Source organism: Chryseobacterium echinoideorum (assembly GCF_007474535.1).
GTDB classification, from domain to species: Bacteria; Bacteroidota; Bacteroidia; order Flavobacteriales; family Weeksellaceae; genus Chryseobacterium; species Chryseobacterium echinoideorum.
The window spans coordinates 1-14,212 of record NZ_VKNW01000006.1 but is presented as its reverse complement, the minus strand read 5'-3'; the positions used below and the strand labels follow the sequence as shown (position 1 = coordinate 14,212).

Annotated in this window: 12 protein-coding genes; 2 read left to right on the top strand and 10 right to left on the bottom strand. The window is 35.3% G+C overall.

Annotated elements, in window-relative coordinates; translation table 11 throughout:
• Positions 1–25 precede the first annotated feature (25 nt).
• Entirely contained in the window at positions 26–931 is a 906-nt protein-coding gene (locus FOL89_RS08945; RefSeq protein WP_144282488.1) for a DUF6427 family protein, read from the top strand.
• Between the two features lie 10 nt (positions 932–941).
• The gene (locus FOL89_RS08940) at positions 942–1,526 is read left to right on the top strand and encodes a DUF3109 family protein (RefSeq protein WP_144282487.1); all 585 of its coding nucleotides are present in this window, start codon (positions 942–944) and stop codon (positions 1,524–1,526) included.
• A 98-nt stretch (positions 1,527–1,624) separates the two neighbouring features.
• Here the strand turns inward: FOL89_RS08940 and FOL89_RS08935 are convergent, their stop codons facing one another.
• The 10 genes from FOL89_RS08935 to FOL89_RS17550 form a co-directional block, all read right to left on the bottom strand.
• Entirely contained in the window at positions 1,625–2,191 is a 567-nt protein-coding gene (locus FOL89_RS08935; protein WP_228444884.1) for a YiiX/YebB-like N1pC/P60 family cysteine hydrolase, read from the bottom strand.
• A gap of 61 nt (positions 2,192–2,252) precedes the next feature.
• Positions 2,253–2,708 carry a DUF1801 domain-containing protein gene (locus FOL89_RS08930; RefSeq protein WP_144282485.1) on the bottom strand — a complete coding sequence of 152 codons (456 nt, stop codon included), beginning with the start codon at positions 2,706–2,708 and terminating at the stop codon, positions 2,253–2,255.
• Positions 2,709–2,812: 104 nt separating this feature from the next.
• Entirely contained in the window at positions 2,813–9,856 is a 7,044-nt protein-coding gene (sov, locus tag FOL89_RS08925; protein WP_144282484.1) for a T9SS outer membrane translocon Sov/SprA, read from the bottom strand.
• A gap of 7 nt (positions 9,857–9,863) precedes the next feature.
• Positions 9,864–10,448, bottom strand: coding sequence for a Holliday junction branch migration protein RuvA (ruvA, locus tag FOL89_RS08920; RefSeq protein ID WP_144282483.1), 585 nt, complete (start codon positions 10,446–10,448; stop codon positions 9,864–9,866).
• Between the two features lie 286 nt (positions 10,449–10,734).
• On the bottom strand, positions 10,735–11,130 hold the full coding sequence (locus FOL89_RS08915; RefSeq protein ID WP_144282482.1) for a hypothetical protein: 396 nt from the start codon (positions 11,128–11,130) through the stop codon (positions 10,735–10,737).
• Between the two features lie 131 nt (positions 11,131–11,261).
• The gene (locus FOL89_RS08910; protein WP_144282481.1) at positions 11,262–11,822 is read right to left on the bottom strand and encodes a DUF6705 family protein; all 561 of its coding nucleotides are present in this window, start codon (positions 11,820–11,822) and stop codon (positions 11,262–11,264) included.
• 25 nt (positions 11,823–11,847) lie between these two features.
• A complete protein-coding gene (locus FOL89_RS08905; protein ID WP_144282480.1) occupies positions 11,848–12,420 on the bottom strand; it encodes a DUF6705 family protein in 573 nt (190 codons plus the stop codon).
• Positions 12,421–12,659: 239 nt separating this feature from the next.
• Positions 12,660–13,142, bottom strand: a complete 483-nt coding sequence (locus FOL89_RS08900; RefSeq protein WP_144282479.1) for a hypothetical protein — start codon at positions 13,140–13,142, stop codon at positions 12,660–12,662.
• 98 nt (positions 13,143–13,240) lie between these two features.
• Positions 13,241–13,810, bottom strand: coding sequence for a DUF6705 family protein (locus tag FOL89_RS08895; RefSeq protein ID WP_144282478.1), 570 nt, complete (start codon positions 13,808–13,810; stop codon positions 13,241–13,243).
• An 18-nt stretch (positions 13,811–13,828) separates the two neighbouring features.
• The coding region (locus FOL89_RS17550) for a hypothetical protein (protein ID WP_185146949.1) at positions 13,829–14,212 on the bottom strand (384 nt) is incomplete at its 5' end.

The following is a 14,212-nucleotide window of genomic DNA, read 5'->3' as shown; positions in this document are numbered from 1 at the left end:
TTAACTTTGCACAAATTTATAAAAAATGTTTAGATTACTTTCAAAAGAAAGCAATATTTTTTCAATTCCTGTGTATATTGGGTTTCTTCTTTTCATTGTAATACTATTCAACATACTGAATTTCAACACTTATGAAGCTATTATTGCCGGAATTACTTTTATAGGCATTGCCTTGGGATATTTCTGTTTCAATGCCATAAAACTGAATTACCAGACACATTTACCTCTCTTCCTATATACCTTTTTCATCTTCGGACTGTACGATGGAAAGCTGGATCTCGGTATTTCGATTGCCTTGCTTACCAACTCTTTTATTTTACTGCTTCTCACAAGCACAGATGAAGATATAAGAAAAAAATCATACGTTTTGGTAGGATCTATTGCAGCGCTCAATTTTATCTTTCTTCCTACAACTTGGCCGATGATATTTTTTGTACTCATTCACCTCATCGTAACCTCTGAAAGAGTGGGATTGAATATTTTCAGGTTTTTACTCGGCATTATACTGATTGCGCTAAGTTATTTCTCTGTAATGTTTTTTCTTCATTTTAATGAATGGAATAGCTCCTACATTCCTTTTGGAAAAATGAAAGTGGTAACAGATTACACAGAATTATTTCCTCTGATTCCTATTTTACTTATGCTGATTTTCTCCGTATATGACCATTTTAAACATTATAACAGCAAAAGCCCTGTAAGTAGATACAAATACACATTTCTTCTGGTATTTTCGCTTGCACAGCTTATCAGTATTATTTTGTATATGGATAAAAGCTACGAGTATCTGCTGCTGCTGGCTTTTCCAACAACAATCATCCTGAGCAGAATGATGAGGTTTCTGCCCAAATACTGGATGCAGGAGGGCTGTCTTTGGCTTACTATCATTTGCTTAATCGCCTTTAAGGCTATAAATCATTTCAACTTATTTTAAATTTAAAATTATGATTCAAATAGACGATAAATTAATTTCTGAAGATATTTTTTCTGAAGAATTTGTATGCAACCTTACCAAATGCAAAGGAGCCTGCTGTGTAGAAGGCGACGTTGGAGCACCTTTGGACAAAGACGAGCTGGTAATTCTGGATAATATTTATGATAAAATAAAACCTTATCTCACTGAAGCCGGAATTCAGGCTCTTGACGAACAGGGAACGTGGACAACAGATCCTTCGGACGGAATGTACGTAACTCCAATGATTGAAGGTGCGGAATGCGCTTACGTAACCTTTGATAAAAACGGAATTACCAAATGCGGAATTGAAAAAGCTTACGAAGATGGTGCTGTGGACTGGCAAAAGCCGATCTCCTGCCATCTTTACCCGATAAGAGTTACAGAATACTCTACTTTTACCGCACTGAACTACCATGAATGGCCGATTTGCAGTGATGCCTGCACATTAGGAAAAGAACTTCAGGTTCCGGTCTACAAATTTCTTAAAAATCCGATTACCCGAAAGTACGGAGAAGATTTTTATAATACTCTGAGCGATGTTGCTGAAGAATGGAAAAAGGAATATGGAGAGTGATAACCTGGAGCGTTTAATGACTCTTATAGTGATCACAAAATCAAGATAGAAAAATACAAAAAAGCTGTTTTCATCAATCGTTGATACAGCTTTTTTTGTTAAAGTTCTTTTATTCTTTCAATTGTATCTGAAGCTGCCAATCCGTTGGGATTGCATCCTGGTTCTCCTTCAGGTACCTTCAGGTTTTTCTCGGCATAGAATTTTTCCCAAAACGAATTGATTTTTCCTGTTTTAGGATCAATAAAGGTCATGGGTTCGAGTTTAAAAATATGGTTTTTCCTGAATGATCTTTCCACAAAATCTGAGCAGTAAAATGAATTTTCATCTAAAATATAATTGAAATTGTAAGGCTTTCCCAACATAGAATTGGCAGCCTTGATAGCATCAGGAATGCTTTTTTGAAATTGTGCTTTTAAACGATAGAGGATCACTTTCTGTTCGTCATTTTTCTGATCAGCTAAAAACTCTGTCAGCTTTTGCTTTTGCGAACCTCCTTTCGGTGCTGCATGAAGAACAAAAATATCACCTTTGTTTTTCTGTACAATTCCGATGTGATCGAAAGAAGTATTCTCAGATTTTTGTGTCACATTGTTGATTGCACCCGAAAGTCCGCTGTCTTTTGCTGTTACGAAAAGCAGATCCCCGTTCTTTAATCCTGACTTCACTGAATTTTTGCATCCAACAAAAAGACTTAATAAACAGAAAATAAAAAAAATGCTAAATATTTTATTTTTTATAATTGGTTTCATACAAACTGATCCATTCATCAACAGTCATTTTTTTGCTTAATTCAGCGATTAAATCAAAAGGAATTTCATCCATTTTTTTGAATCGTATGCAGGATTTACCCATATCTAATTTTCTTTTAGAGTATTTTGGAAATTCTTCTGCAAACCAGTTTAAAAGTTCAGGCTTTGCATATATTCCCATGTGATAAACCGCAATAAAATTCTTTTGTGAGGCTATCGAAATAAAAGGTAGCGGCGAGCCGGGAGTACAATGATAGCCGGGAGGATATTTTTCTAAAGGAACGCTCCAGCCAATCATGCCGTAATTTGTATTTCCTTCAAAGCCTTCCGGTAAATTATTTTTGATTGTATCGAAAAGTTTTTTAAAAATATCCTGTCTTTCTTCAGGCAGTTTCGATACATAATCTTCTATAGATGTAGATGAAATTTGCATTGCTGTTTTTTTCCAAAATAACGAAAATTCGTTTAGATAATTATTCTTTGTTGAGTTTAAATATAAAAAAATTCCTTTCTTATGAGGAAAGGAATTTCAAAATTTTAAAAGCCTCCTGAATCACCGAACGTAAATGTTGCAGAAATTCCGGCTCGTATTGTGGAAAGCGGAAACGCTGTTGATATTTTGTATCTTGAGGTCATCTGCTCATAGAAAAGTCTTAAATTGAGGTTTTCAGAAACATTATAATCTGCTGAAAGCTTAATATTCATGAGTCTCTGTCCTCCTGTAACCTGTGAGTCATTCAACAGAATATTCATGATACTTGTGCGGCTGTCTCTTAACGAAATATCACCACGGATATTGAGGTCAGAGCCTTTCGATCTTGCCCCTCTCTGATTAGTGTTTCCTAATCTGAAGTTTCTCACAATATATCCTAGCCTTACAACATATTCTGTATTGGAATCTTCAGTAAGTGTCTGATTAACCAACCCAAGGATCAGTGATCTTATTTTGTTATACTGCACTCCAAACTGCATATTGTTTCTCATGGTAACATCTACTCCGATCAATGGTGAAAATGCTTCGGTATAGCCTACCTGCGCAAAGGTATAAGGATTAATAAAATTATTATTTACATCTCGCTGCGAACTGTTGACATCATTGATGCTGTTAAAATAATCAATATTTGACTGAATCCCTGTTGCAGTATATGTTGCACTGTAACTGTGAAGAATATCAAACTTACTAAACTGTCCGTTGATGATCGGAATATTTCTTAATCCCGAATAAATAATTCTCCAGTTCGGAATCGGAAGTCCTGCTTTTTTAGGATTACCAATTCTTTCAGGGCTTTTACCTTCCACTGCAGCCCGGAAAGCTGGAATCAAAACATACGCATTGGAAATATCGTGTCCGTCTGTAAACCCATTCTGGTTAAGGTTTCCTCCCAGCTGCTGTGAAATAATCTGTGCGTTTGCTCTTAACGCCTGATAAAGATAATTACTTTCTTTAAAGGACGAATTTAAAAGAACCACCGTATTGGAATATGACACCATATCACTTGCGAAAGTGAGATTAGGATTAGGGTTGCCAAAATCATCTCTGTAATTGAATCCTGTATGCGAGAAATTCCTGTTGTAGGTACTTAATACATTAAAATCTATTCTAAAATCATTGATTGGAGACACCTGTAAATCTGCCCGGAGTTCCCGAGTGGATAATTTTACATAAGGATCTATCATAAAAGGAGAATCGCTCACCCATCCTCTTTCCATTACCAGTCTTCTGATGTCTGCCTGCGAACCAAAAAGGAAACCAACAGACGGACCTCCTAAAGTCTGGCCATATCCGTATCCGTTTGGCGCAGAAAGCAGACCCGGAATTACACTTCCGTTATTTTCGCTATAATTTACATTCAGTTGCTTCATTGAGGTTAAAAGATAGGCTGCGCTTTGCATGATAGACAGCTTATTTTTGAATTTATACTTTTTATAAGCATATCTGTTTTTCTCCCACGCCTGCGTATAAGCATTATTCAAAGAATCCTGTTCCTGTTTTCTTTTTTGAAGTGTTGTGGATATTTTTTTGAAATAATTAAACTGACCAAAAAATTTCGGAATATCTGCGGAAGCATTTGCAGAGATAATATTGGTATTCTGCCCAATTGATCCCAAACTGCCTTCCGGACTCGTAAGAAGCGCAGTAGATCTTGCATTCCAATTATACGTAAATCCGTATCCCACTTCTGCGTCAATAAAATCTAAATAAGGAAGATATTGGAATGGTAATCGGTAATTAAGCTGCACATTATGCTTGTATAAAACCGGTCTTCCTGCTCTGAAAATATTACCAAATATGGATGAATTATCCATTGTATTGACATCCACATGATCATTAAGCGTTCTTGTAGCAGAGTTGATTTCCATTTTTAAGGATTTAGTAAAATTAAATCCTAAACCATACTGCCATCCGAAGAAGAAGTTTCTGTTTTTTAATGCTGCAAAATCATCGTTTAGGTTTCCACTGAGAATAGCATCAATATTTCTGAATTCAAGCTCATTATAATTTCTGTCTAATTCTGTACGGAAAGATAATCTTGTAGGAACCGGATTGAAGTTAAATTCCTTGATCCATCTCAGATACTTAGTAGATTTTGCCGTATCACTGATCATTTTATTGAATGGCTTCACTACCCAAGGTTTAAAGGTGTAGTTGTAATCCAGATAACCTCTCAGATACTGTCGGTAATTTTTCTTTGTATAAATATCACGGTAATGGTCATCATTATAAACAGTTGTTAATGAAAGATTTTCAACATCATAAAACCTTGGCTTACTGTTGGGTTTTACTCTTTCTTTATGCATATTCACAACCCCGATGCTTCTTTGCTGGGTATATGTTCTTGCCACTTTTTTCAGTTCTTCACGGTTGGCTGCCTTACTAAATTCTACATCGGTATCCAGAGGGTTGTATTTAGGATCTTCAATAGTTTGTGAATAAGAATAATTAACCGGAATTTTTATTCCTGTTTTTTCAGGTAAGAATTTATCTACATTTACTGCTGTATTGATACTGAATGCAGACTGTGTAGACTGATTTCTTTCAGCAGGCTTAGAATCAATATTACCAAATCCTACAGAGGTATAGGAAGCACTGGTATTGACTGTTGCAAAATCTCCAAGATTAAAATTTAAACTTGCATTCCCTGCATAACCGCCATCGTTTTCAATCTCAGAAAGGCGGATTTCGTTGACCCAAAGTACAACATTATTAGCTCTACCATCAATACCACCACCTTTATTTCTAACTCCAATCATTATTGTAGTAATATTTCCTAAAGACGGTCTACCTTTTATGAAAATACGTTTATTGTTGTCTCCAAAACTCGGGTCCTCTCTTCTTTGAATAATTCCTGTAGGAAAATCACGATCCCTTCTTATTTTGGCATCAACAAAATCTTGAATATCAAAATCAACATCATTTTCTATAGGCCAAATTTCTAAAGGTGTAGTTGCAGTATTAGCAGTAAACTTCAGCGAAGATTCATATTCGTAATAGTTATCTGTTGCATCGCTACCAAATCTTATGAAAAACTTTGTATTAGGATCATAATTTGATCTTTCGGGATTATCAATATTTTGTGCATGTACAAACAGTTTAAGCTTTTTATATCTTCTCATATCCAAAGTAGTATTTTTAAACACTCCCTTTGCCTGATTTAATATATTTGTCGCTTTTAAGTATAATGATGATTCATTTTGCCTTTGAACGCCTGCATTACCACTCAAAACCTGTCTGTCAATTCCCGGAGGAAGTACATAAGGTGGCTGGTTGAATGCATTTTCTTCAATATTTACACTTCCTACTTCAAGTTCTGCAGCAGATGCACCGGCAAGACCTTCCTGCTCCGATGTTACAGATGGGCTCGCAATTTGGTTGGTATACCTTCTCCAGTCAGATCGTATCAAATCCATCGTACCAAATCTCAATGTTGAAGTCTGGTCAAAACCGGTTAACAACATTCTTGCAAAACGAACATTATTAAGAATAGATGGACTTTTTTCTCCTTCTGCATCAGCTTCAGCATATTTAGATACCGGAATTCTGAATAGATACCATTTCACATCATCCGTAGCACCATTTTGAAATGTTGCCTGAACGGTCTTAACGTCAACAATATTATTTTGTCCCAATACTAAATTTGCAGGATCTAATTTTACAACATACTCATTATAGCTTTCGCTCTGATCAAGATTATAATCTTTATTAATATCTTCTGCATCAGGGGTCTGTGTCGCCACCTCCAAAGAATTACTTTTTGAATTTCCTTCTGGTCCTCTGAAATATTTGTATCGCTGAATTACCGAAGATGATTGATTTCCTGTAAATAAATCTGACATGTAAAATACAAAATCATCTAATGCAGGATCGGAAAGATTGGTTACAGGATTTACAAATGTATTTCCGAATCTTGCCGCTTCCTGTTCTGAGCTTAACCCGTCATATCCTAAATCCTGCGCTGTTCTGTCTGCTCCTTCTGTAGAGAATGCATACAAAATAGGCGGCTGCTTTGGTTGCACTCCCCAATTTGAAGAGCTCGTGCTGGAAGGATTTCCTGCCGTTGGCAAGCCATTTTCGTACTGCATTAATCCATCTTTCAAAACATCTTCCGAAACATTTCCTAAATGAAGTAACAATCTTGGATTAGTACCTAAAGTATTTCCGTCAGCATAAGGATCCATCATCCAGAATTCTACGTACTCGATATTCGAATTGATGAAATTGGAAACGCTTATAGGTCTCATAATTCCCGCCCATCGCTGAGCCGTACTTTCTGTATTGGGATTGGCGTTGTAAGGTCCTTTTTCCTTCGGATAATAAGAAATATCAAATGTATTGGTAAAAGTCTGCTCACCTGCTACAAAATCTCTATTATTAAAAATTTCAGAAAACTGCACCCGCCTTGAAGCGTGATTAGAAACCGACTGCGGAGTAATTCCCTGTGGTGGTCTTCCTCCTACTCCCCAAAATCTCGGGTCTATATTGTACCATGACAGCAAACCTCTTCCGTATCCGTTGGTAAGATTGTCATTGGCACCTGCTCCAGCAAAAATAGGATTTGCCTGATTTTTTTCAGGTTTTGAAGCTAAACTCCATGCTGTAGGTTCTTTTAAAGAAATTTTTGATGTTGTTTGTTCAAAATCATCAATATAAGACTGATCGTTAGTTCCTTTATTCAATCCAGGAATAAGATAGGCTCCTTCCATTTTGAAATTCAGATTAGATGGAGCTTCGGTATTGATTCCCGGTATTTTATCGGTAAGTCTTGTAAGGAATGGCAGCTGATTGTTATACATCATATTGATTCCTGCCATTGTATTATTTACAGCTTCCTGACCGTAATTTACTTTTTGGGTAAGCGGAGATTCTGAGTAATTGACTACCGTTCCGCCAAAGATAAAGTTTTCACTTACTCTTCTTTCTAAATTTAATCCTAAAAATCTTTTTCTCTGAGTATTAAAAGTCAGCTGATTTTCCAGTGAAATATTGATTGCCTGACCTGATTGTTTTACTGTCTCATTAATAATATTTACTGTTCCCAGCATGTAGTCTACGGTATAATCTATCCCTTCCGTAAGCTGCACTCCGTTTGCCGAGACTTTTACCGAACCTTGAGGCACATTCACTGCACCAAGAGAAATACCCTGACCTTGCGCTCCTTTATAACGCCCTTCGATGGTATATCGCTGCGCCAGATTACTTTGGCTTGCCGCCTGCTTCTGCTGATCATATAGATCTGCAAATACATATTGTGGATTATTGCCGACTAAACCTGCCATGTAAGAACCAAATGGCTGTACTTTGGTAAACATCACCCTTCCTTGTGACTGGCGGATCGTTATACCTTCCACAAAATCAAAAACTCCATCCCCCTGAACGCCATTACTGTTTTGTAAATCGCCATTAACATTGAGACGATCCCAATTTAAAAGTTTAAGCAAATTAGTATCCTGAACCGATGTGTTGGGTAAATAATTTACCTTACCTCCTGTTTGGGGATCACGGTAAAAGACATTCAAAATAAATCCGTCACGGTCAACCTGTACGGCATCTAAAGAATAAAAGTTTTTCATCATCAAATCCCACATCGGAGATTCTACATTGATTTTATTGTTAGGTCTCAATAATTTGGTAACCAAGACCGGACTTTCTTCTGAAAACTCACCTACTTTGTACACCTGATTGGTTCCGTTTACGGTAAATGAATAAGAAACTGCTAAAAGCTGGTTTTCATTAAGTCTCTGATTAAGAGAAATATATCCTAACTGCGGATGAAACGTAAACTCATTAGCATCTAGTCTTCTGGCTTTGCTGTTAAAGACAAAATGCTCTCCATTATCATAAGGCTGCGCACTTCCCGGAAAAGTCTGTCCCTGAAAATTCGGCAGATAATTTTTGCCTTGTTCTCTTGGAGTTCCAATAGCAGAGTTTACCTGTTGGTACAATCCATTTTGAGAATTATCCGGTAAGCCAGAGACTCCTTCTCCCAAATCTCTGATTCCTATGATACTTTTCTGATAAGCAAGATTAGAATTTCCCTGATCCAGAACCCAGACCTCCATTCTAGAAATATTAATTCTTGAGTTGATCTGCGGATAATTGAGTAAAGCATTATCATAATTATTCAGAAAATACTGTCCAATGAAAAAGTGTTGGTTTTCTTCATAGTCCAAAGCATTGATCTTGAAAGTACTCATCGTACCTCCGCCTTGTACTACAATATTTCTGGCTTCACCCTGCTGCTGGGAAAGCACTACTGTTCCAAAAGTTTTACCAAGCTGAAATTCCGACTTAATCCCGAATAATGATTCAGAACCTCGGATCAAACTGGTTGAAAGCGGCATATTGACATTACCAAACTCTATTCTTTTGATAATTTTATCTTCTCCTCCTGCATTTGGCTTGTTGACATCTCCCAAACCTTTTGTCTGAAGGTCTTTCCATGTTCCTTTAGACTGCCAGACAAGATTCATCCGGTTTTCGAACGCAAAACCACTCTGCGTGTCATAATTAGCTTTTAACTGTAAGTTTTCTCCTACTTTCCCTAGTAAACCCAGCTGAATTCTCTGGTCAATATCAAACGTAAAACTTGTTCTGTTTTGAGGTAAAATCATCGGGTTATCAATCTTTTGATACAATCCGCCAAAATCAAATGAAGCATACCCTGAAGGAATAATTTCAATCTTATTGCTTCCAAAAATAGATTCAAAAAGTTTATTGTTGATCGTCAATGAAGGAATTAAACCCTTTTTTGCCGCATCAGACTTGTCTTTTCTGAACATCAGGTTATAGCGATCAGATTTATCCTTATAAAATGCTCTGGATTGCTCTGCAAGCATAAATTCTTTGTATTCTTCCGGCGACATAGCAGTAGGTGGTCCTGTTACAGTATTCCCAACCTTTGGATATACATAGTACATTCCGGTTTTGATGTCGTAATAAGCTTCGTAGTAAGTAGGGTCTGTTACTTCGTAGTTTTTCCGGATAGAAAAACCCTGTTGATTTGGTTCTTGTCCCAATAAATCTACAGAATAAAATAGAAAAGACAAGAATATATAGATGCTGAGAAATTTATTATTTTTCACCAATGATTTAAATGTTTTTTAAAATTTGTTTCACCAATTCTTCTACAGAAATCTCCGGATTTTGCTTTAAAATACGATCTGCAATTTTTTCACTAGCTCTTTTAGGAATACCTAAAACTTCTAATGCAGATAACGACTCATCCTTGATTTTATTATTTGCCACCGCAGAAATATTATCTTCTGCGTTACTGAATTTCTGTACTTTATCTTTTAGATCAACGATGATTCTCTCTGCTGTTTTCGCACCTATTCCTTTTGCTTTCTGAATAACTGCACTGTTTCCTGAAAGGATAGCAGATGCAATTTCATCAAGACTTAAAGTTGACAGTAATATTAAAGCCGAAACTGCGCCCACACCGTTTACACTGATTAGAAGATTAAACATTTCTTTTTCGGTACGGGAAGAAAAACCGAAAAGTAAATGAGCATCTTCACGAATGATTTGTTGAATAAATAAGAAAGTTTCTTTGTGTAAAGTCAGTTTTTGAGAAGTCATCAGGCTGATTCCTGCATAGTAACCAACCCCATTTACATTGATTACTGCGTAGGTAGGAGTCAATTCTTGTACGGTGCCTTGTAAAGAAAATATCATTGTTGATTTTTATAACTCCCAAATATAGTAATTTAAACTAAGTTATATATTCATTTAAAACAAGAATAGTATTTAACTTTTTTTTAAACAACTCGTTCAACAAAAGAGCACAAAAACATCAAACTCCGAAAATCAATTCAAAACGATTAATAACATTTGAAAAAATCTTAGAAACTATTCTAAAAGAAAAGATATTTCCTGGTAAAACTTACTTAACAAAAATGTAAAAGACAAATCCTCCTGAAAATTTCGGGAGGATTTCTTTTTATCTCATTTAGGCATTCTTTTACTTGACAAAAGTACTAATTTCAAACTGCTGATTGACAGGAATACCATAGATTTTAGCAGATGCCCATGTATTGAGTTCATGTTGTTTAAATGCTTTTTCAATCGCATTTTTTGTGTTGATATCAGTAAACTTCAATAGCTCTATTTTCTCTATACTATTAGAAGTTCCAATGACTACTCTTACACGGTTCTCTCCTTGTTTTGCATTTTTTGGAAGCTTAATGTTTTTAAACAGTTCAATTCTAAACTGCGCAATACCGTTTTTAAAGTCAGCCCGACGCTCCTTATTACATGCATCACAATATAATCCGCCTTCTTCAAGGCACTTTTTAGCGTTTTTGTAAAAAGCATTAATTTTTGCGGAATCTGATTTATTGAAAGTAAAAAGCTTCATATTTTCTAATCCCGGCGACAGATAAAATTCTGTGTGCTTTTTCTTCGTTATACAATTCGTAAAACTGTACAATATTAAAATGACTACTATTAATCTATTTTTCATTAATAAAAACCTACCCATTTTATATATTACTGCTTCGTCAGCATTATTGGTTTTGCATCTGGTATTACGGTCTTGTAATTGCTTGGACAGGTAATTACAAAGTCAATATCCTGCATAAAAACAAGACGCATCTGATTTAGATTATTTGGATAGGGAAAATATATAAAGACACGCCCATTATCATTGCAATCTGCATTAGCTACAAAATACATCTCATACATTTTTAGATTTTTATCAAACGAAAGTCCTCCAATTGCATCTAGATCATTTAAATTTAATCCATTGTAAAGAATATTTCCATTGGCATCTTTCACTAAAAACTTCCCTACTATTTTATCCCAAAACTTTTCATTAAACCATCCTCCATCATGCTCTTTTTTAGTAAAATGAAACTCATAAGTTCTTCCGTCGGTATAACTTCCTTTCCAAACTCCAACAAATTTGTTCAGCAGATTGTTTGTGTCTTTTGCGTAAGTATAATCAGGGCAATCATCGCTTTCGCATTGTGACATCTGTTCCAATGATACAACTTGTGCTTTACAAGATACTGTAAAGATGATGATAAGTATAGCTATTCGAATTCTCATTTATAAAATCTACACATCTTATATATTACTGCTTTGTCAGCATTATTGGTTTTGCATCGGGCATTACAGTCTTGTAATTACTCGGGCAAGAAACAATAAAATCGATATCCTGAATAAAAACAAGCTTCATCTGGCTCAGATTATTAGGATTTGGAAATGACAGATATACATGACCCTTATCATTACATTCTGCATTTCCTGAATAATACATTTGATAACTATTTAAAGTTTTATCAAATATAAATCCGCTAAACATTGCATCTTGATCTGTTGTTGTTAGGGTATTTTCTAATACAGAGCCATTACTGTTTTTTATTAACACCCTTGCAATTATAATGTCTTTAAATTTTTCATTAAACCAACCTCCATAATTTTCTTTTTTAGTAAAATGGAATTCATAGGTTCTACCATCAGTATAAATACCTTTCCATATTCCAACAAATTTGTTCAATCTGTTATTAGTATCTTTTAAATAAACATAATCTGGACAGTCTGGTTTGTTCTCACATTGAGACAGCACATCCAATGATAGTGTTTGTGATTTACAGGAAAGAATTAAACCCAATATGGCTATAAGAAGACTTATTTTATTTTTCATATTTATTTTTTTTATTTATTGTGGACACTCCTCGCTCGCTACCTGTGTTTTATCGGCATTCAATGTTTTTTTGGTAAAGGTACCATTTGTATTCATTTTGACTAAAGTGACTCCTCTTACATACATTTTTTCATCCATAAATTTAAGAAAATTCAGTTCATCAGATTTTTTATTATTTTCCTGAAAATATGCTTTATAAATATCATTATATTGCCTGCTTGTATTTGAAAAATTGGTTATTATCTGGTTGACATTGCCCGTAAAGCGCAGCTGGTACTTAATAATTCCCCATTTTTTTTGGCAACCATTACGCAGTAGACGTCTAAAAGGGGGATGTTGTTCTGCTTGGCATTAGCAAGCATCCGCATAAAATACATCACATCTCCGGGTGAAAATATTTTAAACCCAGTTCTTGGGATTTCATATCCTTCGGCATCCATAACCATAAAATCGTTGGGGTGGCTGTGCATATATCCTTTGGTATTGGGCAGGATAGATCCCAAAGTTAAACTGTTTGAGTTTTCATTGGTAGATGCATCATTTTTAAAATCAAAAGTTCCGTCGGTTTTTTCGATATATCCAACTTCTCTTTTCAGGCTCAGGCTGTCTTTCAGCGTATTGACCCTGCTATTAAACTCGGTGTTGGTGCCTTGTGCTTTCAGCTTTTCACAAGGATCAATCGTAAAAGGTAAGTTTGGCAACTCGGCAAACCAATGGTACACCCGTTCTCATCGGTAAAGCCAGGTTGTGGGTCGGTGGGGATGATTGTTCCTGTACATTTTTGGGATAACCAACAAACGCCCTGAAAAAGGGCGCTTATTTATTGCTTTGTCAGTACAATATCTCTTGGGAAATTAACCGGAAAATCATTTCCCTGCATAACAGAATTGAAATAAGGACAGCTCTCATCTATGTAAGAAGGGTCATAAATAAACTTTAACGTCATTTTATGGTTAATCTCATCAAAGTCTGTAATATGAAGAGATGCGGTCTTTCTGCACATATTCTTAGGAGAAAAATAAATCATTTTTTTTCCGGGATATTTTAAACTGTTAAAAATTCCTCTAAATTCAGGACCTTCATTATTAAAATTCGTGATCCTATCAATTTCTACAATACCAGTGGAATTAATTATTTTTCTCTCGCCAAAAATTTGATCACTATAATATCTACCCATTTGAGAGTAGTATTTTATTTTCCTTAGTTCTAAGTACAATGTCTTCCCATTCCAGCTTCCTTTCCATACACCTACGTATTTATCAAGTTCATTATTGGTGTCCTTTATGTAGGCATTGTCAGGAATATTACTTGGGCTTGTATTTAGCGGATAAATCTGTGCTTTACAGGATATGCTGAGCAATAATATGGTAAGTGAAATTATATTTTTCATTTTATTAATTGTTTTAAATTATGGACAATTTTTTGTTTTTCTGTTTCCGTTTTCCAGATATATTTCTGTATTGCCTGTGTCTTCTACTTTATACAGCTTCAAGCCGGGCATTTTCATGTATTTGTTCACAAATGCCAGAAATTCCCTTTCCAAATTATTGTTATCATAACCGATATTGGTTTTGGCATTATTTAAATATTTTTTATATTCTACTTCCAATTCATCTAATTGTTCTTGTGTATAATTCGGAAAAGGATCAGCAGCTGCACCATCGAAAGATAGGGTATAATTTCCATAATTGGTAACTAGTGTCATGTTCAATCGGTTGATATTTATTTTGGTCGTATTAAGGGGATTATTGTTGTAAGCAATGGCTCCGGTAATCCAACTGTTAAAAAACAT

Bases quoted from the DNA above. Each gene is read 5' to 3' on its own strand.
- FOL89_RS08945 (WP_144282488.1), top strand. From the start codon at position 26: ATGTTTAGATTACTTTCAAAAGAAAGCAATATTTTTTCAATTCCTGTG.
- FOL89_RS08940 (WP_144282487.1), top strand. From the start codon at position 942: ATGATTCAAATAGACGATAAATTAATTTCTGAAGATATTTTTTCTGAA.
- FOL89_RS08930 (WP_144282485.1), bottom strand. From the start codon at position 2,708: ATGCAAATTTCATCTACATCTATAGAAGATTATGTATCGAAACTGCCT.
- ruvA (WP_144282483.1), bottom strand. From the start codon at position 10,448: ATGATATTTTCTTTACAAGGCACCGTACAAGAATTGACTCCTACCTAC.
- FOL89_RS08915 (WP_144282482.1), bottom strand. From the start codon at position 11,130: ATGAAGCTTTTTACTTTCAATAAATCAGATTCCGCAAAAATTAATGCT.
- FOL89_RS08910 (WP_144282481.1), bottom strand. From the start codon at position 11,822: ATGAGAATTCGAATAGCTATACTTATCATCATCTTTACAGTATCTTGT.
- FOL89_RS08905 (WP_144282480.1), bottom strand. From the start codon at position 12,420: ATGAAAAATAAAATAAGTCTTCTTATAGCCATATTGGGTTTAATTCTT.
- FOL89_RS08895 (WP_144282478.1), bottom strand. From the start codon at position 13,810: ATGAAAAATATAATTTCACTTACCATATTATTGCTCAGCATATCCTGT.